We start from the raw sequence: 21,210 nt of genomic DNA on the forward strand, positions 1-21,210 counted from the left end.
GACCGCTGGTTCCGGCGACCCTGTTCGACGCGATGCGACGGCCTCGAAGGCCGAGAGGGGGACCAGCACGAGGATGGTGAGAGCCATGGGAGTCATGCCGCCGGGGAGGCCACCCGTCGGCCCGTAGGCGGCGATGCCGACCAGCAGGGCGCCGAGGGCGCTGATCCCGATCGACAGCGGGGTCGCGGCGGCGGCCCACGCGCTGCGGGCGGCGGCCGAGTCTTCGGCGGCGACCGCGCGCCCGGATGCCTCGTCTGCCACCGTGAGTGCCGCGTCCAACCGTCCGGCGACCCGCAGTTCGGCCGCGTGATCGAGCACGGTGAGCGCCTCGGCCGTGAACTCACCCCGATCCCGCCGCACCGCACGTTCGGCGTCGCGCCCGGCCACCGCCGACAACCATGGCGCCAGCACGCCCGAAACAGCAAGGGCAGCGGCCAGAATCACGGCTGCCGCCACAGAAATGGTGGCGATCAGCCCGACCGCCGCCACCGACAACACCACCGCGACGGCCACCGGCACGAACACCCGCACGACCACAGCACCGAGATCATCGATATCGGCCCCGACCCGAACCAGAAGATCCCCTCGCCGCAACTCCCCCAACCGCCGTCTCCCCGGCGACCCGGGCTGCTCACTGTCGAGCACGATGCCCGTCGACCTGTCCTCGACCGTCCCGCCACTCTCGACTGCCCGGTCACGCCACCACCAGATGTCCGACTGCGCGAGGGTGCGGTACACCGTGGTGCGCGCCGTTGTCATGGCTCGCAGGGCGACGTCGTGGGTGGCCAGTCGCTCCAGGTACCGGGCCAGCCCCCGGGAGATTCCCAGCGCCCGCACCGCCGTCACCGCCACACTCAGATGCAGCACCGGCGGCATTTCCCAGGCGCGCGCGATCAACCACGCCGCCAGCGCCGCCAGCGCGAGTCCACTCCCGAGCGCCAGCACCCCCCACGCCACAGCCACCGCGACCCGCCACCGCGACAACCCGAGCAGCCGCCACATGTCCCGCAGATCGGCGATCACAAAGCCCTCCCGTCCGAATCGTCCCGCCCGCCCCGCTGACCCTCGGTTTCGCCCACGACCTCGACGACCACGTCGGCCGCCGACAGGACGGTCGGGCGGTGGGCGACGACCACGACGGTCGCGCCTTCGGCGGCAAGGGTGCGCAGGGTGGTGAGGACTCGGTGTTCGCTGACCGCGTCGAGGTGGGCGGTCGGTTCGTCGAGCAGCAGGATCGGGCGGTGGGCGGCGAGGGTGCGGGTGAGGGCAAGGCGCTGGCGTTGGCCGAGGGACAGGCCGGTGCCGCCCTGACCGAGGACGGTGTCCCAGCGCTGTGGGAGCTCGTCGAGCACGGTGTCGAATCCTGTTGCGGCGCTGATCTGTTCCAGCCGGTCCAGGTCGGCGGCGGTGCCGGGCACACCGAGGAGTTCGACATTCTCGCGCAGCGTTCCCGGAACCAGCACCGGCCGCTGCGGCAACCAGGCGATGCGCGCCCACCAGCTGTCGGTATCGAGGTCGCCGACATCCCTGCCATCGACGAGAACAGTCCCACTGTCAGGCTCGATCAGTCCCAGAATCGCCTGCAGCGTAGTGGATTTCCCGCACCCGTTCGCCCCGGTGAGCACCGTTACCGAGCCCGGCATCAACTCGGCGGTCAACCGATGCGGCGCCGTCCCACCGCGAGCGGTGACGGTCAACTCGCACAGCTGGATCCGCGAACCCGACCGTTCGCCCGGCTCCACCACAGACCCTGGATCGCGCCGATCCGCCCGCACAGCGCAACCCACCGACGATGCCGATTCCGGCGGCGCAGCGTTCGTATCTGCGTGCACGGCAACCACATCCGCGGCATCCACGTCGGATGGCTGAAGTGATCGTGCAGCAGCGTGTTTCGCGCCGTGAGCAGATCCAGTGGTCGAATCGAGCACGGCGAAGGCTCGTTCTCCAGCCGCCATCCCGTCCTGTGCGGCGTGGAACTTCTCCCCCACCTGCCGCAGCGGCCAGTACACCTCCGGTGCGAGGATCAACGCGACAAGCCCGGCGTACAGGGTCATCTCCGCGAACACCAGCCGCAAACCGATGGCCACCGCGATCAGCGCCACGCTCAGCGTCGCCAATCCCTCGAGCACCATCGAGGACAGAAACGCCATCCGCAACGACTGCATCGTCCGCTGCCGTAGCGAATCGCCGAGCGCCTGTACTTGTTTCGCCATACCGGCCACGCCCGGACCTTCGCGCCCGAGTGCCCGCAGCGTCGGCATGCCGACGAACAGGTCGAGAATCTGATCCGACAACCTGGTGCTCGCGGCGAGCGTCGCCTTGGCCCGACCCTGGGTGAGCAGCCCGATGAGCACCATGAACATCGGGATGAGCGGCACCGTGATCACGGCGATCACGGCCGAAGTCGGATCGTGAAAAGCGATGACCACCAGCACGATCGGTGGAACGAGACAGGCCAGCAGCAGCGCGGGCAGGTAGCCGGTGAACCACCCGCGCAGCCCGCTGAGCCCGTTGCCGACCACCACCGCGATCTCGGTACGCCGCGAATCCAGTTCGCGCGGAGACAGTTCCGCCCCGGCCCGCAGCACCGCGTTCTCCAGCTCGGCCACCACCGCACTGCCCGCCCGGTGCGCCAGCCGCGCCTGCCACCAGCTCGCCACCCCACGCACCACCACGACGACGCCGAGCACGACCAGTTCGGTTGTCCACGAGTCGAAGTCGCGCCGCGACGGGTCGGTGACAACACCGGCGAGCACCCGCGCCAACAGCACCGCCGTCACCACGATGGTCGCCGTGATGACCAGCGCGATCAGCACCGCGATCACCAGGTGCGGCCGAGCCGACCGCGCGTACCGCAGCAACCGCGGATCGATCGGCCCGCGCCGCCGTACTTCGGGCGCCCCCGCCGACCCACCGAGCGCGCCCATCACCTCACTCCTTACCGACGAACGGCAGCCCTGTCGGCGCCGGGATCTGGTCGACGGTGAGCCGCTTGCGGAACACCCAGTACGTCCACCCCTGGTAGATCAGCACCACCGGCGTGGCGAGCAGGGCCGCCCAGCTCATCACCTTCAGCGTGTACGGCGAGGACGACGCGTTGTCGATGGTGAGGTCGAACGCCGGGCTGATGGTGGAGGGCAGCACGTTCGGGTACATCGAGCCGACGATGAGCACCGTCGCGGAGATCACCGTCAGCGTGGTGCCGACGAAGGCCCAGCCGTCGCGACCGACCATGTTCGCCGCTCCGGCGACGACCAGTCCGAGCAACGCCACGCCGACCGCCGCCCAGGTCCAGCCTGCGCCGTAGGCGAGCTGAGTCCACAACCCGAACGCACCGACGACCAGCACGGTCGGCACGAGCAGCAATCGGACGACACGCTGGGCGTCCTCGCGCACCTCGCCGCCGGTCTTGAGTACCAGGAACACCGCACCGTGCAGCAGGAACAGGATGCCCGTCGCCAGTCCGCCGAGCAGGGCGTAGGGGCTGAACAGATCCCAGACCGAACCGACGATCTGGCGGTCTTCGTTCAAGGGCACGCCACGCACCAGGTTCGCGAACACCCACCCCCAGGCCAGGGCCGGAATCCAGGAGCCGATCCCGATACCGCGGTCACACCACGCCCGCCACTTCGGGTCGTTGATCTTGGCGCGGTATTCGATCGCGCAGATCCGCAGGATCAAGGCGACGAGCAACAGCAGCAAGGCCAGGTAGAACCCGGAGAACAGGCTCGCGTACCACTCGGGGAACGCGGCGAACATCGCCCCGGCCGCGGTGATCAACCAGACCTCGTTGCCGTCCCACACCGGGCCGATGGTGTTGAGCACCACGCGGCGTCGCGTGTCGGAGCCCTTGCCGAGAACGGGCATGAGCATCCCGACGCCGAAGTCGAAACCCTCGAGCACGAAGTAGCCGGTGAACAGGACGCCGATCAGGATGAACCAGAACAATGGCAAACTCATCGCCGTCTCCTAGTACGCGAAGGACAGTTGTTCATCGGCAGGCGGACCGTCGTGGTGCACTGGCTCGTCGGGTCCGGCGATCGTGTAGCGGCGGATCAGGTAGAACCACACCGCCGCGAGCACACCGTAAAGCAGTGTGAACACGATCAGCGAGAACAACACCGTCATCGGCGCGTGCTCGGACACCGCCTGCTGCACGGTCATCCGGATATTCGGGTCGCCGGTGGGGTTGGGCACCACCGCCCACGGCTGCCGCCCCATTTCGGTGAACACCCAGCCCGCGCTGTTGGCGAGGAACGGTGTGGGGATGACGAGCAGGCTCAACCACGCGAACCAGGGCCGATCGGGCACGCGCCCACCACGGGTCATCCAGAATGCCGCGAACAGCAGCAGCACAGACCCGGCGGCCAGTCCGATCATGGCACGGAACGACCAGTATGTGACGAACAGATTCGGCCGGTAATCACCCGGTCCGTATTTCACGTTGTAGGTCTTCTGCAGGTCGACGACACCGTCGAGCGTCACATCGTCGAATTTGCCTTCGGCGAGATAGGGCAGCACATAGGGCACCTTCAGCACATGCACGACGCTGTCGCAATTGTTGTGGGTGCCGACGGTGAGAATGGAGAAATCGGGGTCGGTTTCGGTATGGCACAACGATTCCGCCGACGCCATCTTCATCGGTTGCTGTTCGAACATCAGCTTGCCCTGGATGTCGCCGGTGAACAGCACGCCGACCCCGGCGACCGCGATGACGACCAGCGACGCGCGGGCGGCGGGCCGCCACATCGTGCGTGCCTGCTCGAGTTTGTCCGCGTCACCGCTGCGCGCGTTGCGCACCATCCACCAGCCGGCGATGCCGGCGACGAAAGTGCCTGCGGTGAGGAATGATCCGGCGACGACATGGGGGAACGCGGCCAGGGTTGTGTTGTTGGTGAGCAGCGCCCAGATGCTTTCCAGTTCGGCGCGCCCGGTCTCGGGGTTGTAGCGGGCGCCGACCGGGTGCTGCATGAACGAGTTGGCGGCGACGATGAAATAGGCCGAGGCGTTCACACCGATCGCGACCATCCAGATGGTCGCCAGGTGAACGAGTTTCGGCAGGCGCGTCCAGCCGAACACCCACAGGCCGATGAAGGTCGATTCCATGAAGAACGCGACAAGCGCTTCCAGCGCGAGCGGTGCGCCGAAGACGTCGCCGATGAAGCGGGAATATTCGCTCCAGTTCATCCCGAACTGGAATTCCTGCACGATGCCGGTGGCGACGCCGAGGGCGAAGTTGATCAGGAACAGTTTCCCGAAGAATTTGGTGAGCCGGTACCACTTCTCGTCACCGGTGACGACCCACGCCGTCTGCATCATGGCGATCAGTGGCGCCAGACCGATGGTGAGCGGTACGAAGACGAAGTGATAAACCGTGGTGATGCCGAACTGCCACCGGGAGATGTCCAAGGTGTCCATCCGGCCTCCATCCACTACTACGACGTCCTGTAGTAGAGAGTACGCGCACGGGTACCCCGATCAAGGGTGACAACCGCCACGACCCGGCGCAGGGGCGCGCCCACCCGCGCCCCACAGGCGCTCACCAGTCGCCGATGGTCCCCGGCCGGTCGATCCCCGCGTCGACCATGTCGATGATCTCCTGAGCATTGTCGGGCGCGGACAGCCGCACCCCGTCGAGCTGATTCACCCTGGCCGCGAGCGTGATGCTCGACAGCAGCCAGATGCTGTCGCAATCGAACAGATCAGCGGTGAAGATCGACTGGTACTTGCATTCCCACCCCTTCTTCTCCGCCACCGTGAACAGGGCCCGCTGGGTGACACCCGGCAGCACACCGATCTTGGCGGGCGGGGTGATGAGCTGCTTGTCGCGCGCGATCACCACGGTCGAGCGCGGGCCTTCCAGCACCCGGTGTTCGGTGCTGTGGAAGATCACGTCGTCGGCGCCCATCCGCCGGGCGAACCGCAGCGCGGCCATGTTCGTCGCATACGACAGCGTCTTCGCGCCGAGCAGCTGCCACGGCGCCGCCTGCGCCAGGTCGACGGAGATGCCACGGGCCAGCGACATCACCTTCACACCTTCGGCACGCGCCTGCGCGACCCGCGCGGGCACCGGGGAGACGAGCACATACGCGGTCGGTGCCGGCTCGTCGGGCACAAGACCCGAGCCGGGCGCGTCGAATTCGGAATCGCGGCCGCGGGTGTAGATCAGGCGGAGCATGCCCTCTTCCTCGGCACCCCACTCCTTGACCGCCAGCTCGACCGCGCTGCGCCATTTCGCCAGCCCCGGCTCAGGCAGTTCCAGCGCCTGGGCCGAGCGGCGCAGCCGGGCCAGGTGGAATTCCAGCGCGGTGGCCGTGCCGCCGCGCACCAATATCGTTTCGAACACACCGTCGCCACGCAGTGCTCCGATGTCGTCGGCATAAAGCGACGGCGTGTTCGCGTCAGCGACCACACCGTCGAGTGTCACAAGAACCCGTTCTCCCATGTGACGAGCGTAGGCGTTATAGCTCTGTTATGCCTACGGCTGCCGTGGATCCGACGCGGCGCGACCGCCCACCCTCGGCGCGTGCGGGCGGACACGCCTACAGTGGTGGTGTGTCCGTGGACGTCGCCCCCAGTCCTGTTCTCCAAACCCCTGGCGCCGTCGCGGGTGCGCCGGGCTCCCCTGATGCCGCGGTCGCCTGGCACTACGGCGACCCGTTCGGCGAGCAGAAGGCCGCCGCGCAGCGCGTCGCCGTCGTCGACCGGTCGCATCGCAGTGTGTCCCGCATCACCGGCGCCGAGCGGCTGAGCTGGTTGCACACCATCACCAGCCAGCACATCGCGAACCTGCCCGACGGCCACAGCGCCGAATCACTCGACCTCGACCTCAACGGCCGCGTGCTGCACCACTTCGTGCTCACCGACCTCGACGGCACCCTCTGGCTCGACACCGAGGGCGGGCACGGCACCGAGCTGCTCGGCTTCCTGCAGAAGATGGTGTTCTGGGCCGACGCCAAACCCGAGGCGTCCGATTTCGCCGTCCTGAGCCTGCTCGGCCCGGAGACCGACACGCTGCTCCCCGCCCTCGGCCTCGGCGAACTGCCCGGGCTGTACGCGGCCGTCGCGCTGCCCGGCGGTGGGTTCCTGCGCCGGATGCCCGGCGATTCCTTCGACCTGCTCGTCCCCCGCACCGACCTCGCCACGTGGTGGACGAAGCTCACCTCGGCCGGTGCCCGTCCCGCGGGCATGTGGGCCTACGAGGCACTGCGTGTGGCCGCCCTCCGTCCGCGCGTGGGCATCGATACCGACGAGCGCACCATCCCGCACGAGGCCCGCTGGATCGGCAGTGTCGAGGAGCAGGGCGCGGTGCACCTGAACAAGGGCTGCTATCGCGGCCAGGAAACCGTTGCGCGCGTGCACAACCTGGGCAAACCGCCGCGCAACCTGGTGCTGCTGCACCTCGACGGTTCCGCCGACGAACGGCCGGCCACCGGCGACGACGTCACCGCGGGTGGGCGCACCGTCGGTCGCCTCGGTACCGTCGTCGACCATTACGAGCTCGGCCCGATCGCGCTGGCCCTGGTGAAACGCTCCGTCCCGGCGGGCACCGAACTGGTGGTCGGTTCCATGGCCGCCGCCATCGATCCCGACTCGGTCCCCTCGGAGGAGGGCGTGCAAGCCGGGCGCGCCGCCGTCGACCGCCTGCGTGGTCGATGAGCCGCCCGCAGTTGCGCGCCGGTGACACCGGCCGTGTCGAGGCCGTGTGCGTGGTGCACGCCGAACTCGAGATGCGCACCCGCGTGGGCCGCAGCGCCATCGACAAGCGGCCCGTCGCCGGTCGGGTCGGGGTGCGTGCGCTCGGACTCGACGGCGATCACGTGTGCGACACCGTCAACCACGGCGGCGTGCACCAAGCCGTCTACGCCTACGCCGAGGAAGACGCCCTCCGCTGGTCCGAGGAACTCGGCCGCGATCTGCCCGCGGGCTGGTTCGGCGAAAACCTGCGGGTGACCGGCCTCCCACTCAGCGACGCGGTGTTCGGTGCCCGCTTCGCGATCGGCGACACCCTGCTCGAGGTGAGCGGTCCCCGCGTTCCGTGCGCGACCTTCCAGCAGTGGTCCGGCGAGAAGCAGTGGGTGAAACGCTTCGCCCTGCGCGCCGACACCGGCACCTACTTCCGGGTGCTCACCGAGGGGACGATCGGCGCGGGCGACGAGGTGCGGGTGGTGCACGTCCCGGCCCACGGCATCACCGTGCGCGACCTGTTCACCGGCGCCGATCCCGCACTGCTCACCCGGCTGCTCACGGAGGAGCCGACCATCTCCGACGACATCCGCATGCAGATCGACCGGCACAACAGGAAACGAAGTGTGGAGGTCCGGGCGTGAGCGTGGAACTTGTCGAGGTGGTGCGGTCCGGCTTCCGCGAGTGCGTGCACCGGGGTTCGGTCGTCGTGCTCGACGCCGACGGCACCCCGACCGTCGAGCTGGGTGAGGTGCACGGCCCGATCTTCCCCCGCTCGACGAACAAGCCCATGCAGGCACTCACCCTGCTGCGCAACGGCTTCGACCCCGTCGATGACGACGAACTCGCCATCACCACCGCCTCACATTTCGGCGAGCCCGACCACATCGCCCTGGTCACCCGGCTGCTCGACCGCTTCGGCCACACCCCGGCAGACCTCGCCTGCCCACCCGACCTGCCGTTCGAGGAGAACGCCCGCGCCGCCGCCATCACCGGCGCGGGCCGCAGCCCGCTGTACATGAACTGCTCCGGCAAACACGCCGCGATGCTGGCGACCTGCGCGATCAACGACTGGCCGCGCACCGGATACCTCGACCTCGAACACCCACTGCAGCAGGCAGTTCTCGCCACCATCGCCGACGTCACCGGCGAACCCGAGACCGACCTGGGGATCGACGGCTGCGGCCTGCCGATCGTCCCCGTCTCGCTGATCAACCTGGCGCGCGCCTTCGCGGTGTTCACCACCGCCGAGCCCGGTACCGCCGAACGCCGGATCGCCGATGCCGTGCGGAGCAATCCGCGAGTGATTTCCGGCACGAACGGGCCCGATCTCCAGGCGATGTCGGCCACGCCCGGACTCTTCTGCAAAATCGGCGCCGACGGCGTGCACGCGGGTGCGCTCCCGGACGGACGTGGGTTCGCCTACAAGATCGACGACGGTCACGACCGTGCCCGAATGCCCCTGACGCTGGCAATTCTGCGCAAACTCGGCATCGATTGGACCGACGAACACACCGACCTCGCGGCCACCGCGGTCCTCGGCGGCGACGCCCGCGTCGGGGTGATCCGGGCGATCCCCGGAGTGCTCTGACACCCGTTCGACAGCTCTTCACCCACTCCTGGGAGCGCGACCGCCGGACACACGCTAAAGTGTCTGTCAGGAAGAGTATTAATTCGAACGGGGCCGCCAACAAACCCCAGGCCGCCCCGCAGTGACGCGAGGGGGTCAGCCATGGGCCGTGGCCGGGCTAAGGCAAAGCAGACCAAAGTCGCACGTGAGCTCAAGTACAGCTCCACGCCGACCGACTTCGCGAGCCTTCAGCGCGAGCTGGCGGATAGCACTCCACTCCACTCCCGAGGGAGTGGCGGCTTGCTATCCGACGAGCACGACGCGGATGATTCGCCGTCCCGTTGGAACAACGAGGACGACGACTACGACAGCTGGCGTCGCTGACCGAACGCCGGTGAAGGGGGAGGCTCGTGGTGGCCTCCCCCTTCAGCCGTTGTTCCGCGCAACGTCGCAGGCTCGCAGCAGCAGTACGGCGAACATCCGAATACACGACGAGCGTCCTGTGCACACACAGGACGCTCGTCGTGTTCGCCGGACTCGAGACCCCGACCTCCTCGAGGCGGCGGACCCTACCTTTGTCGGATAGCCGTGCGGGGCCGTCGGCAAACCCCTGAACACGACAAAGCCGGGCCGCGCGTTCGCGACCCGGCTGAGTTGTCGGACGATCAGAACCTGGGGTGGTCGCCCAGCAGCACCGCGCGCGGCGCGTCGGCGTCGGCGGCCTTCTTGACCTGACCCAGTGTCCAGCAGTCGATGTGGCGGGCGGTGAGCACCGCCAGCGCACGGTCGGCGTCCTCGGGGGCGACGATGGCCACCATGCCGACGCCCATGTTGAACGTCTTCTCCATCTCGAGCCGCTCGACCCGGCCGCGCTGAGCGATCATCTTGAACACCGGCGCCGGGTTCCAGGTGCCGCGATCCAGTTCGGCGACCAGCCCGGCGGGCAGCACGCGCGCCAGATTGGCGGCCAGACCGCCACCGGTGACGTGCGAGAAGGTACGCACATCGGTTTCGGCGATCAGCGCCAGGCAGTCCTTGGCGTAGATGCGGGTCGGCTCGAGCAGTTCCTCACCGAGGGTGCGGCCGAATTCCTCGACGTGCCCGGTGAGCGACATGCGGTCGATGTCGAGCAGCACCTTGCGGGCCAGGCTGTAGCCGTTGGAGTGCAGACCCGAGGAACCCATCGCGATGACGACGTCGCCGGGGCGCACCCGGTCGGGGCCGAGCACGGAGTCGGCTTCGACCACGCCGACTCCGGTGGCCGACAGGTCGTAGTCGTCGGGGTCCATCAGTCCGGGGTGTTCGGCGGTTTCGCCGCCGAGCAGCGCGCAGCCCGCCTTGATGCAGCCTTCGGCGATGCCGGAGACCAGTTCGGCGACCTTCTCCGGGACGACCTTGCCGATGGCGATGTAGTCCTGCAGGAACAGCGGTTCGGCACCGCACACCACCAGGTCGTCGACGACCATGGCGACCAGGTCGAGGCCGACGGTGTCGTGCTTGTCGAGCGCCTGGGCGACGGCGATCTTGGTGCCCACGCCGTCGGTCGAGGCGGCGAGCAACGGCTCCCGGTACCCGCCCTTGAGCGCGAACAGTCCGGCAAATCCGCCGATCCCACCCTGCACCTCGGGTCGGCTGGCCTTCTTCGCCAATGGTCCGAACAATTCGACGGCGCGGTCACCGGCTTCGATGCTCACGCCCGCGGCGGCGTAGGAAGCGCCTGCACCGCTGGGTGTCTGTTCAGTCATTGTGGGGAAAGCTCCAAACCGAATCGGCGGATAGATGCCTGTTAACTCTAAGTGATCCGCCAGTCCCCCCGCCGTCCGGCTCCTCGCACTTACAACGCGGGCCCGCGGGTGGTGGACTCGCCCCACCCGCGGGCCGCTCGGTGCGGTTACCGACGGCCGGCCTCAGCCGGTGGCCAGTTCGGTACGACGGCGCCGCTGTTCCACCGGGTCGGGGACGGGAACGGCCGCGACGAGCCGGCGGGTGTAGTCGTGCTGGGGATTGCGCAGGATCTGTTCGTTGTCGCCTTCTTCGACGCAGGTTCCGTCGCGCAGCACCATGATCCGGTCGGCCAGCTGGTCGACGACGGCGAGGTCGTGGCTGATGAACAGGCATGCCCAGCCGCAGCCGCGCTGCAGTTCGGCGAACAGCTCGAGGACCGCGGCCTGCACCGAGACGTCAAGGGCGCTGGTCGGTTCGTCGGCGACGAGCAGGTCGGGGTCGAGGACGAGGGCACGGGCCAGACTGGCGCGTTGCCGTTGCCCACCGGACAGTTCGTGCGGGTACCGGTTCTCGGTGCCCGCGGGCAGGTGGACGTCGTCGAGCATGTGCCGCACCCGCTCCCGGATGCTCGCCTTGTCACCGACCCCGTGCACCAGCAGCGGTTCGGCGACGCATTCGCCGACGGTCATCCGGGGATTGAGCGAGCCCGCCGGGTCCTGGAACACGAACCCGAAGCGTCGCCGGATCGGCCGCAGCTTGCGCGGGGACAGGCCCGCGATGTCCTGGCCGCGGATCAACACGTGTCCTTCGGTGGGCCGTTGCAGGGCGGCGACGCACCGCCCGATGGTCGACTTGCCCGAGCCCGATTCACCGACCAGGCCGAGGGTCTCCCCCGGCCGGATCTGCAGGCTCACGTTGTCGACGGCCCGGAACGGCGGCCTGCCGAACGGCCCCGGGAACGTGACGACCAGGTCGCGCACGTCGAGCACCGGCTCGACGGTCCGGTCCGGCTCCGGCCGCGCCGTCGCCGACCCCAGGTGCGGAACCGCGTCGAGCAGCGCCCGCGTGTACTCGGCCTTGGGGCTGGCGAACAGTTCGTGCACCGGCGCCTGTTCGACCACCTCGCCCGCGCGCATCACCACCACCCGGTCGGCCAGATCGGCGACGACACCCATGTTGTGGGTGATGAGCACGATCGCACTGCCGAGCCGGTCGCGCAGATCACGCAGCAGTTCGAGGATCTCGGCCTGCACCGTCACGTCGAGCGCGGTGGTCGGTTCGTCGGCGATGATCACCTTGGGTTCGCACGAGATGGCGATGGCGATCATCACGCGCTGCTTCTGCCCGCCCGACAGCTGGTGCGGGTAGTAGTCGACCCGGTGCTCCGGATCGGGCAGCCCGACCAGGCGCAGCAACTCGACGGCCTTGGCCTTGGCGTCCTTCCTGCTCATCCCGCTATGCGCGCGCAGCGCTTCACAGATCTGGAACCCGACGGTGAACAGTGGGTCCAGCGCCCGGGCAGGCTCTTGGAACACCATCGACACCGCACCGCCGCGCAGGGCGGTGAGCTGCTTCTCGGTCATCGACGTGACCGGTCGATCGCCGATGGTCACCAGACCGCGCACCGACGCGGACTGCGGCAGCAGCCCGATCGCGGTGCGTGAGCTCACCGACTTGCCCGACCCGGACTCGCCGACGATGGCGAGCACCTCACCGGGAAACACCTCGTAGGACACATCGCGTACCGCGTTCACCGGGCCCGCATCGGTCGTGAAGGTGACCGACAGGCCCGAAACGGCCAGTGCGGCAGTCTTCTCACTCATCGACGCACTCCTTCGAAGTGACCGCACGCCTGGTACGCAGCAACGGATTCAGCGATTCGTCGAGACTCTCCCCGACCAGGGTCATGCCGAGTACCACGAGCACGATGGCGGTGCCGGGGAAGATGGAGGTCCACCAGATCCCGTTGGACACATCGTTGAGCGCCTTGTTCAGGTCGTAACCCCATTCGGCGGCCTGGGTGGGTTCGATGCCGAACCCGAGGAAGCCGAGCGCGGCGAGGGTGAGGATGGCATCGGCCGCGTTGATGGTGACGATCACCGGCAGCGACCCGGTGACATTGGACATGATGTGGCGGAACATGATTCGCGCCGTCGACGCACCGGTCACCCGCGCGGCGTCCACGTACGGCTCCGTCTTCACCGCCACCGTCGCGTTGCGCACCACCCGGAAGTACTGCGGCACATACACAACGGTGATGGCGATCGCCGCCGACAACATGCCGCCCAAGCTGCTCGACGTGCCGCCCGCGATGACGATCGAGACGACGATGGCGAGCAGCAGCGACGGAAACGCGTAGATCGCGTCCATCACCATCACCAGCACCCGGTCGACCCACCGGCCCACGTAGCCCGACAGCAACCCGAGCGGCACCCCGATCAGCAGCGACAGCGTCACCGCGATCGCGATGACGAGCAGCGCGGTGCGGGCGCCGAACAGCACCCGCGACAGCACGTCCTCGCTGCGCACCGAGGTACCGAACCAGTGCTCGGCCGACGGACCCTGCTGCGATGCGAAAGCCACACCATCGGAGGTGTTCTGCGCCAGATCGTAGGGCGCGAGCAGCGGCGCGAAGGCCGCGACCAGCACGAATCCGGCCACCAGAATCAACCCGGTGATGAGCGTGACCCGCTGCATCCCCACGGTTTTCGACAACAATTCGGTGCCGGGCAGCCTGCGTTTCGTGACTGCCATCAGAACCTCACCCTCGGATCGATCAGTGCGACAACGGCATCCACCAGGAAGCTCATCACCGCGACGAGCAGCGCGATGAACGCCACGATGCCCTGCACCGCAATGAAGTCACGGGCCCGCAGGTATTCGGCGAGCTGATAGCCGAGGCCCTTCCATTCGAACGTGGTCTCGGTGAGCACCGCGCCGCCGAGCATCATCGCGATGCACATGCCCATCACCGTGATGATCGGAATGAGCGCGTTGCGCACCGCGTGCCGCCCGGTGACCACCCGCGAGGACAACCCGCGCGCCCGCGCCGCCTCGACGTAGTCGCTGCGCAGGGTCTGGATCAGGTTCACCCGGACCAGCCGCAGGAAGATGCCGCCGGTGAGCAGGCCGAGCGCAACCGCGGGCAGCACCGCGTGTTCGAGCACGTCGAGCACATAGGACGGTTCGCCGTAGAGAATCGAATCGATGAACAGGATGTTCGTCTTCGGCGACACGTGCTGCAGCGCCAGCTCCACATCCGTACTGGCCCGGCCACCGACCGGGAACCAGCCCAGCCACACCGAGAAGACCAGCTTCAGCAGCATGCCGACGAAGAACACCGGCGCCGCGTAGGCGAGCACCGCCGAGAACCGCAGCACCGCGTCGGCAGGCGTATCCCGGTGTGTCGCAGCGTATCTGCCCAGCGGGATACCCACCGCGAAGGCGACGAGCAGTCCCCAGAACACCAGCTCGAAGGTGGCCGCACCGTAGGTGACGACCACATCGGCGATGGCCTCGTTGTCCTGGGTCCGCCCGAAGTCACCGCGCAGGAACCCGGTGATGTACTCCCAGTACTGGGTCAGGATCGGCCGGTTCAGCCCGGCCGCGTCCTTGCGCTCCTCGATCTGGTCCTGGGTCAACCGGCCACCCATGGCCGCGCTGATGGGGTCACCGATCACCCGCATCAGGAAAAACACCACTGTCACCAGCAACCACGCGGTCGGCACGATCAGCAGGAGCCGGATCAGCAGGTACCGCAGCAAAGCCACCTGGCGGGAACCCCCGCCGCGCATCCACCCGAAACGTTGCGCCCGGACCGGTGATCCGGGCGCGACGGGAACGTCACTCACTTGCTCAGTACCGTGAACCGGAACTTGAAGGAGCCGTCGAGGGTTTCATCCACACCGGTCACACCGGGCTTGGACACCGCGACCTGCTTGCCCGAGAGCAGCGGCAGCGTCGGCAGGTGGTTCTGCGCCAGATCGGCCTGGATCTTCTTGATCAGCTCCACTCGCTTGACCGGATCGGCTTCGGTGAGCTCGGCGGTCAGCTGGGCGTTGATGCCCGGGTTCTCGAAATGCGACTGCAGGAAGTTGTTCGGGCCGAAGAACGGGGCCAGGTAGTTGTCGCCGTCCGGGAAGTCCGGGTACCAGCCGAACTGGTACATCGGGTAGCCGTCGGAGGCGCGTTCCTTCTGGTAGGTGACCCATTCGGTGGACTGCAGGTTCACCTTGAACAGGCCCGACGCCTCGAGCTGGGACTTGACCGCCGCGTACTCCTCCGAGGAACTGGAGCCGTAGTGGTCGGGGTTGTACTGCAGGTTCAGCGTCACCGGGGTGGCCACGCCCGCGTCGGCGAGGAACTTCGCCGCCTTGTCCTTGTCGGGCTTGGCGCCGTAGAGGTCCTTCAACGGCTCGGCCGCACCGATCATGCCCTGCGGCACATAGCCGTACGCGGGCTGGTAGGTGCCCTTGTACACACCGGCGGCCAGCGCCTCGCGGTCCACCGACGACGCCATCGCCTTGCGCACGGCCAGCTTCTGCTCGGGGGTGTTGCCCGGCATGGTGTTCATGTTGAACACGATGTAGCGCAGCTCGCCGCCGGGCCCGTCGGTGACCTTCACCTTGGAATCGGCACGCAGGCTGTCGATGTCGGTCGGCGTGAACGAGCGGTAGCCGACGTCGATGGCGCCGTTCTGCAGGTCCAGCTTCAGGTTGTCGGAGGTGGCGTAGTACTTGGTGGAGACCGAGTCGTTCTTCGGCTTGCCGAGGATGCCGTTGTAGTCGGCGTTGGCCTTGTACTCGACCAGCTTGTTCTTGTCGTAGGTGCTGATCGTGTACGGGCCCGAATAGCCCTTGGCGGCAACGACTTCCTCGTCGGTGGCGACCTTGTCGGCCGGAAACACCTTCTCGTCGACGATCGGTCCGGCCTGGGTGGGCAGGATCGTCGGGAAGGTCTGATCGTTGGCGACCTTCAGGGTGAACGCGACGGTGAGATCGTCGACTACATCGGTCTTGTCGAGGTTGCCGAGCAGTGCGGCGGGACCGTGCGGGTCGTTGATCGCGACCATGCGGTCGAAGGAGAACTTGACGCTCTTGGCGGTCAACGGATTACCGTTGGCGAATTTCAGACCCGACTTGATCTTGCAGGTATACACCGTCGGTGCGGTGAATTCGCATTTCTCCGCCGCATCCGGCTTGGGCGTGGTATCGCCGGGTGCGAAGTTCAGCAGATACGAATAGATCTGGTTCTCCACGAGCAGCGACCCGTTGTCGTAGGCCGCGGCCGGGTCGAGGGCGAAGATCTTGTCCGTGGTGCCGACGACCAGCCCCGCGCCGGAGCCCGCGTCATCGGTGCGTCCCGACCCACAGGCCGCAAGCGAGGCGGCGACAACAGCCGCAACACCCACTGCCGCAGCTTGTTTCGCGCGATTCTTGCGAGCGCTCTTTGCACTGTTCAACATCAGGTCCCATTCTCGAACGCCGCGATGTCGCCGCACCCGGATCACGGGAGCGGCGACGACGCGGTGAGCTAGCGATATAACGAGGGACCGTACAGGCGAACCATTACCGCCCAGTTTCAAATCGAGCGAAAAATTACGCGGATGTTATGAACAAATCTTACGTAATTCGGATAGGCCGGAAAATTGTAGGTACACAACACAAAAGGGACCGATCAGGTTTATCCTGACCGGTCCCTTGTGCCGATGGGTTATGGGCGGCTGAGCGCGTCGACGTTCACATTGCCGCCGAGCAGCGCGGCCTCGGACTGGCCCGACAGCATCCCCTCGAGCACGTTCTTGCCGATGGCGGCCTCCTGCGGCAGCTCGATCGGGTACTCGCCGGTGAAGCAGGCGGTACACAGCCGCGAGGCCGGCTGCTCGGTCGCCGCGATCATGCCCTCGGTGGAGATGTAGCCCAGCGAATCGGCACCGATGGAGCGGCGCACGTTCTCGACCATCGCCTCGTAGCTGTCGTCGGAACCGCCCGCGCCGTTGGCGATGAGCTCCGCGCGCGAGGCGAAGTCGATGCCGTAGAAGCACGGCCACTTCACCGGCGGCGACGCGATGCGCACATGGATCTCGAGCGCACCGGCCTCGCGCAGCATCCGGATCAGGGCGCGCTGGGTGTTGCCGCGCACGATGGAGTCGTCGACGACGATGAGCCGCTTGCCGCGGATCACCTCGCGCAGCGGGTTGAGCTTGAGCCGGATACCGAGCTGACGGATGGTCTGGCTCGGCTGGATGAAGGTGCGGCCCACATAGGCGTTCTTCATCAGACCCTGGCCGTACGGAATGCCGGAGCCCTGGGCGTAGCCGACCGCGGCGGGCGTGCCCGACTCGGGCACCGGGATCACCAGGTCGGCCTCGACCGGGCTCTCCTTGGCCAGCTTGCGGCCGATCTCCACGCGGGTGGAATGCACCGAACGACCCGCGATGGTCGTGTCGGGGCGCGCCAGGTACACGTATTCGAAGACGCAACCCTTGGGTTCGGGGTTGGCGAAGCGCAGCGAGCGCACACCGTCGGAGTCGATGGCGAGCAGCTCGCCCGGTTCGATCTCCCGGACGAAGGCGGCGCCGACGATGTCGAGCGCGGCCGTCTCCGAGGCGACGACCCACCCGCGATCGAGGCGGCCGAGCACCAGCGGACGCACACCGTGCGGGTCGCGCGCGGCGTAGAGGGTGTGCTCGTCCATGAACGTCAGGCAGAAGGCGCCGCGCAGTTGCGGCAGCAGTTCCATCGCCGCCTGCTCGATGCTCGAGTCCGCCGAGGCGTGCGCGAGCAGCGCGGTGACGATGTCGGAGTCGGACGTGGCGCCGGTCATCTGCGGGCGGCCGTTCACCACACCCGCACCGATCAGGCCGAGTTCGCGTGCGCGCCCGGCCAATTCGGCGGTGTTCACCAGGTTGCCGTTGTGGCCCAGCGCCAGGCCGGAGCCGACGGCGGTGGTGCGGAAGATGGGCTGGGCGTTCTCCCAGGTGACCCCACCGGTGGTGGAGTAGCGACAATGGCCGACCGCGATATGGCCGGGCATGGCGCCGAGCGTCTGCTCGTCGAAGACCTGGGACACCAGGCCGAGATCCTTGAAGACCAGGATCTGGGAGCCGTCGGAGACCGCGATACCGGCCGCCTCCTGTCCGCGATGCTGCAGCGCGTACAGGCCGTAGTAGGTGAGTTTGGCCACGTCCTCGTCGGGAGCCCAGACGCCGAAGACGCCACACTCCTCGCGAGGCTCGTTTTCGGGCTCGTCGGAAATGGCGGATGTTGTGTCGATCGTCGGATCGGCGTCGGTCACCGTTTGCTCCCTGTTCGGGCGGGCTGGGGGCACTCGTCAGTCTACGGGTGAATTGCCGGTGCGTACCACGGGTGCTCGCATCCCGGCAGCAATCTCCGCGCGGAACACGCTGATCGGCCGCTTCGAGCTGTTACCGTGCCGATTGTGACGACGGACGACAGTGCAGACGTTGCAGCCGGTGAATCGCGTTCGAACAGTGAGAACGCCAGGTCGACGCCGAGCGATTCCGGCAAGACGTCCGCCCGCGAAGCGATGTTCGACACATCGACGCGCCCTCGGCGTCACTGGGCCAAGATTGTGTTCGCCCCGACACTGGTGCTCGCCGTGCTCACCGGCCTGCTGGGGGTGATGTACCTGGGTTATGTGGCCGATCCGGAGAAGAATCTGCACGATTTCCCGGTCGCGCTGGTGAATCTCGATGTGGGCGATGTCCTCGACACCGGTGGTGAGCAGCGCCGGGTCGACTTCGGCAAGCAGGTCACCGACGCGCTCGTCGCGAACGTGCCCGCCGACAAGATCGACCTGCGGGTGGTCGGCAAGCCGGAGTCCGAGCAGTTGCTGCGTACCGGCCAGGTGTACGGCGCGATCATCATCCCCGGCGACTTCAGCAAACGCCTGGGAATTCTCGGCGCGGGCTCGATCGTGCCCGGCGAGATGGAACAGCCCATCATCACCCTGCAGACCAATCCGCGCATGGGCGCCTACGGTGACGCCATCCTGCAGCGGATCGGCGAACAGGCGCTGGCCGAGGTCGACAAGCAGGTCGGCGTCCAGCTGGTCGATCAGGTGCAGGCCACCCTCGCGCAGACGCCGGAGGGCGCGCCCGCGCCGCAGATCTCCGGTGCGGCGATGCTGAGTCTCGAAAGTCCCATCGACACCGTCACCCAGGAGTACCGACCGCTGCCTCCCGGCACCGGTCAGGGCCTGACGGCGTTCTTCTTCGCCCTGCTCCTGCTGCTGGCGGGGATGGTGGGGGCGATGGTCATCCACACCATGGTCGACGCCCAGTTCGGTTTCGTACCAACCGAGTACGGGCCGTGGTTCGTGCACTATCCGACGTCGTCGATCTCCCGGTTCCACACCCTGCTCGTCAAGTGGGGCGTGTCGACAGTTGTCGCGGTGGTGGTTTCGGCGGTGTTCCTGCTGGCGGCGAAGCTCGTCGGCATGCCGATCGACAATCCGCTCGCCCTGTACCTGTACTCGGTGCTCGCCATGGTCGCGGTCGGCTGGACGGCGCTGATGACGCTGGCCGCGCTCGGCACGGCGGGCCTGCTGGTGAACCTGGTGCTGTTCGTCATCCTCGGCCTGCCGTCCTCGGGTGGCACCGTGCCCATCGAGGCGACCCCGACCTACCTGTCCTGGCTGGCCGAATTCGAACCGATGCACCAGGTGTTCCTCGGCGTGCGCTCGATCCTGTACTTCGACGCGAACTACTCGGCCGGGCTCGATCGGGGAATCTGGATGGCACTGCTCGGCATCGCGATCGCCGTCGTGGCGGGCACGATCATCACCCGCTACTACGACTACAAGGGCCTGCACCGCAAGAACAACTCCGACTGAGCCGTCAGCCGCGCGGGCGGCTCGTCAGCGCGGCGTCGGGAGGGGAACGATCGGCAGCCAACCGGAGATTTCCGCCGCCCTGGTCCCGGACGCCGACACGGCGCCCGAAGCCACGGCATCGTCGAACTCCAGCAGCCCGGTAGCCAGCAACAACCACGTCCGCGCATCGGTCTCCACCACGTTCGGCGGGTTCCCCCTGGTATGCCGAGGCCCCTCGATGCACTGCACCGCGACGAACGGCGGCACCCGCACCTCCACCGAATGCCCCGGCGCACTCGCCGCCAACGCCCGCGCCGTCCCCTTCACCGCCGCCCCCAACTCCCCCCGCCCCGGCGCGGGCACACTCTCGTCCCCGAGCCACTGCGCCACCGCCAACACCGCCGCCCGCACCTGAGCGGGATCGACCACATTCCGACCAGCCATGACGTGAAACGCTACCGACCGCCCCCGACAGCAATCGAGAGACCGTATGCCCCGAGTTGCCGGACGCGCCGAGAAGGGCGAAACCGTCGCCCGAGCATCGCGGTCCGCGACATCGCGGCCGCCTCTAGGGCTGGATGGTCAGCGGGCCGCGCAGCCGACCGATGCCTGATCAGGCGGCAAGTCGGGTCTCGACGTAGGTGGCCAGGGTGGGCAACAGGGCGCCGCCCGCGTTGATCGTGAGGTGCAGGAGGGCCGGGGCGGTGGCGCTGTCGGCGCGGCGGCGCAGGGCGCTGAAGATCAGGCCGGCGACGGTGGTCGCGGCCAGGGTGACGGGGAGGGAGTCGCCCGCGGTGCGGGCGGGGTGGATGTGCCAGAGGGCGAAGTCGGCGGCGCCGACGATGGGCGGGCAGCCGCGGGAATCGAGGAGCGGGTCGAGGGTGGCGCGGAAGACGGCTTCCTCGGCCAGGACCGTGCCGACGGGAATGTGGACGGCGATCCATTCGAGGGTGGAGGTTTCGGGGACGCGCACTGCGACTTCGGCGGGCAGCTTGCGCAACGCCGGAACGGCCAAGACCACGCCGTAACCCGCGAGAACCACCGCAGAACTACCGAGACCCCACCGTAAACCGCTGGCGGACAACCAGTTCGGGCGACCACTGAACACCCCGGTGTACGCGCCGGCGAACAGCACGTTGGCCACCGATCGTCCGCGCAGAGGCAGACCGAGGGCAGGCACAAACCAGTTGTTCCACACCGGCGGTATACACAGCGCCACACCGACTTCGACCACTCGGCGCACTCGAGTGCTCCGCACGCGTGCCCGGCGCCGCATGAACGCGCGCCCGGCTCTCATCTCACGCGCACCGCTCGTTACCGGTACCGTCCAGACCCCGGCACCCGATTCATTCGCACAGATCCCGGTGCCCGCTTCCCGCCCGGCCCCAATCACG

General features: G+C 67.8%; 17 protein-coding genes and 1 pseudogene. 5 read left to right on the forward strand and 13 right to left on the reverse strand.

Annotated features, from left to right (window positions below; all coding sequences use genetic code 11):
• The 5 genes and pseudogenes from HYG95_RS15820 to HYG95_RS15840 all read right to left on the reverse strand — a co-directional run.
• Positions 1 to 1,002: pseudogene (locus HYG95_RS15820) on the reverse strand (ABC transporter ATP-binding protein); the annotation flags it as partial.
• Positions 1,003 to 1,019: 17 nt separating this feature from the next.
• Positions 1,020 to 2,927 carry a thiol reductant ABC exporter subunit CydD gene (gene cydD / locus HYG95_RS15825; RefSeq protein ID WP_181698698.1) on the reverse strand — a complete coding sequence of 636 codons (1,908 nt, stop codon included), beginning with the start codon at positions 2,925 to 2,927 and terminating at the stop codon, positions 1,020 to 1,022.
• A 4-nt stretch (positions 2,928 to 2,931) separates the two neighbouring features.
• On the reverse strand, positions 2,932 to 3,960 hold the full coding sequence (cydB, locus tag HYG95_RS15830; protein ID WP_181698699.1) for a cytochrome d ubiquinol oxidase subunit II: 1,029 nt from the start codon (positions 3,958 to 3,960) through the stop codon (positions 2,932 to 2,934).
• A 9-nt stretch (positions 3,961 to 3,969) separates the two neighbouring features.
• Positions 3,970 to 5,418 (reverse strand): cytochrome ubiquinol oxidase subunit I, encoded by a 1,449-nt coding sequence (locus tag HYG95_RS15835; protein ID WP_181698700.1) that lies wholly within the window; start codon positions 5,416 to 5,418, stop codon positions 3,970 to 3,972.
• Between the two features lie 121 nt (positions 5,419 to 5,539).
• Positions 5,540 to 6,445 carry an aminodeoxychorismate lyase gene (locus tag HYG95_RS15840; protein WP_181698701.1) on the reverse strand — a complete coding sequence of 302 codons (906 nt, stop codon included), beginning with the start codon at positions 6,443 to 6,445 and terminating at the stop codon, positions 5,540 to 5,542.
• Between the two features lie 110 nt (positions 6,446 to 6,555).
• Here HYG95_RS15840 and HYG95_RS15845 point away from each other — a divergent pair, with 110 nt between their 5' ends.
• The 4 genes from HYG95_RS15845 (at position 6,556) to HYG95_RS15860 (ending at position 9,640) form a co-directional block, all read left to right on the forward strand.
• Positions 6,556 to 7,659 carry a folate-binding protein YgfZ gene (locus tag HYG95_RS15845; protein WP_370465813.1) on the forward strand — a complete coding sequence of 368 codons (1,104 nt, stop codon included), beginning with the start codon at positions 6,556 to 6,558 and terminating at the stop codon, positions 7,657 to 7,659.
• The gene (locus tag HYG95_RS15850) at positions 7,656 to 8,330 is read left to right on the forward strand and encodes an MOSC domain-containing protein (protein WP_181698703.1); all 675 of its coding nucleotides are present in this window, start codon (positions 7,656 to 7,658) and stop codon (positions 8,328 to 8,330) included. Before HYG95_RS15845 ends, HYG95_RS15850 begins: the two co-directional genes overlap by 4 nt.
• Entirely contained in the window at positions 8,327 to 9,277 is a 951-nt protein-coding gene (locus HYG95_RS15855) for an asparaginase (protein ID WP_181698704.1), read from the forward strand. Before HYG95_RS15850 ends, HYG95_RS15855 begins: the two co-directional genes overlap by 4 nt.
• Positions 9,278 to 9,418: 141 nt before the next feature.
• Positions 9,419 to 9,640, forward strand: a complete 222-nt coding sequence (locus tag HYG95_RS15860) for a DUF3073 domain-containing protein (protein ID WP_084457250.1) — start codon at positions 9,419 to 9,421, stop codon at positions 9,638 to 9,640.
• A 281-nt stretch (positions 9,641 to 9,921) separates the two neighbouring features.
• Here HYG95_RS15860 and purM read toward each other — a convergent pair whose 3' ends face one another.
• The 6 genes from purM to purF all read right to left on the reverse strand — a co-directional run bounded on the left by purM (position 9,922) and on the right by purF (position 18,277).
• On the reverse strand, positions 9,922 to 11,001 hold the full coding sequence (gene purM / locus HYG95_RS15865; RefSeq protein WP_067640787.1) for a phosphoribosylformylglycinamidine cyclo-ligase: 1,080 nt from the start codon (positions 10,999 to 11,001) through the stop codon (positions 9,922 to 9,924).
• A 162-nt stretch (positions 11,002 to 11,163) separates the two neighbouring features.
• Positions 11,164 to 12,804, reverse strand: a complete 1,641-nt coding sequence (locus tag HYG95_RS15870) for an ABC transporter ATP-binding protein (RefSeq protein ID WP_181698705.1) — start codon at positions 12,802 to 12,804, stop codon at positions 11,164 to 11,166.
• Positions 12,797 to 13,735: an ABC transporter permease gene (locus tag HYG95_RS15875; protein ID WP_181698706.1), complete on the reverse strand. Its 939-nt coding sequence runs from the start codon at positions 13,733 to 13,735 to the stop codon at positions 12,797 to 12,799. The genes HYG95_RS15870 and HYG95_RS15875 overlap by 8 nt, the downstream gene beginning before the upstream one ends.
• On the reverse strand, positions 13,735 to 14,775 hold the full coding sequence (locus HYG95_RS15880; protein WP_181698757.1) for an ABC transporter permease: 1,041 nt from the start codon (positions 14,773 to 14,775) through the stop codon (positions 13,735 to 13,737). The genes HYG95_RS15875 and HYG95_RS15880 overlap by 1 nt, the downstream gene beginning before the upstream one ends.
• A gap of 53 nt (positions 14,776 to 14,828) precedes the next feature.
• On the reverse strand, positions 14,829 to 16,445 hold the full coding sequence (locus HYG95_RS15885) for an ABC transporter substrate-binding protein (RefSeq protein WP_225281289.1): 1,617 nt from the start codon (positions 16,443 to 16,445) through the stop codon (positions 14,829 to 14,831).
• Between the two features lie 248 nt (positions 16,446 to 16,693).
• Complete coding sequence (purF, locus tag HYG95_RS15890; protein WP_181698707.1) at positions 16,694 to 18,277, reverse strand: amidophosphoribosyltransferase; 1,584 nt, start codon at positions 18,275 to 18,277, stop codon at positions 16,694 to 16,696.
• Positions 18,278 to 18,574: 297 nt separating this feature from the next.
• On the opposite strand from purF, the gene HYG95_RS15895 reads away from it, so the two are divergent.
• Positions 18,575 to 19,837, forward strand: coding sequence for a YhgE/Pip domain-containing protein (locus HYG95_RS15895; protein ID WP_370465814.1), 1,263 nt, complete (start codon positions 18,575 to 18,577; stop codon positions 19,835 to 19,837).
• Between the two features lie 24 nt (positions 19,838 to 19,861).
• On the opposite strand, the gene HYG95_RS15900 is transcribed toward HYG95_RS15895, so the two are convergent.
• Together HYG95_RS15900 and HYG95_RS15905 are read right to left on the reverse strand one after the other, a co-directional pair.
• Positions 19,862 to 20,260, reverse strand: coding sequence for a sterol carrier family protein (locus HYG95_RS15900; RefSeq protein WP_181698709.1), 399 nt, complete (start codon positions 20,258 to 20,260; stop codon positions 19,862 to 19,864).
• A gap of 169 nt (positions 20,261 to 20,429) precedes the next feature.
• Positions 20,430 to 21,059 carry a type II CAAX prenyl endopeptidase Rce1 family protein gene (locus HYG95_RS15905; protein ID WP_370465815.1) on the reverse strand — a complete coding sequence of 210 codons (630 nt, stop codon included), beginning with the start codon at positions 21,057 to 21,059 and terminating at the stop codon, positions 20,430 to 20,432.
• Positions 21,060 to 21,210: the final 151 nt, after the last annotated feature.

The sequence above is a fragment of the Nocardia sp. GTS18 genome, from assembly GCF_013839555.1.
Classification (GTDB): Bacteria; Actinomycetota; Actinomycetes; order Mycobacteriales; family Mycobacteriaceae; genus Nocardia; species Nocardia rosealba.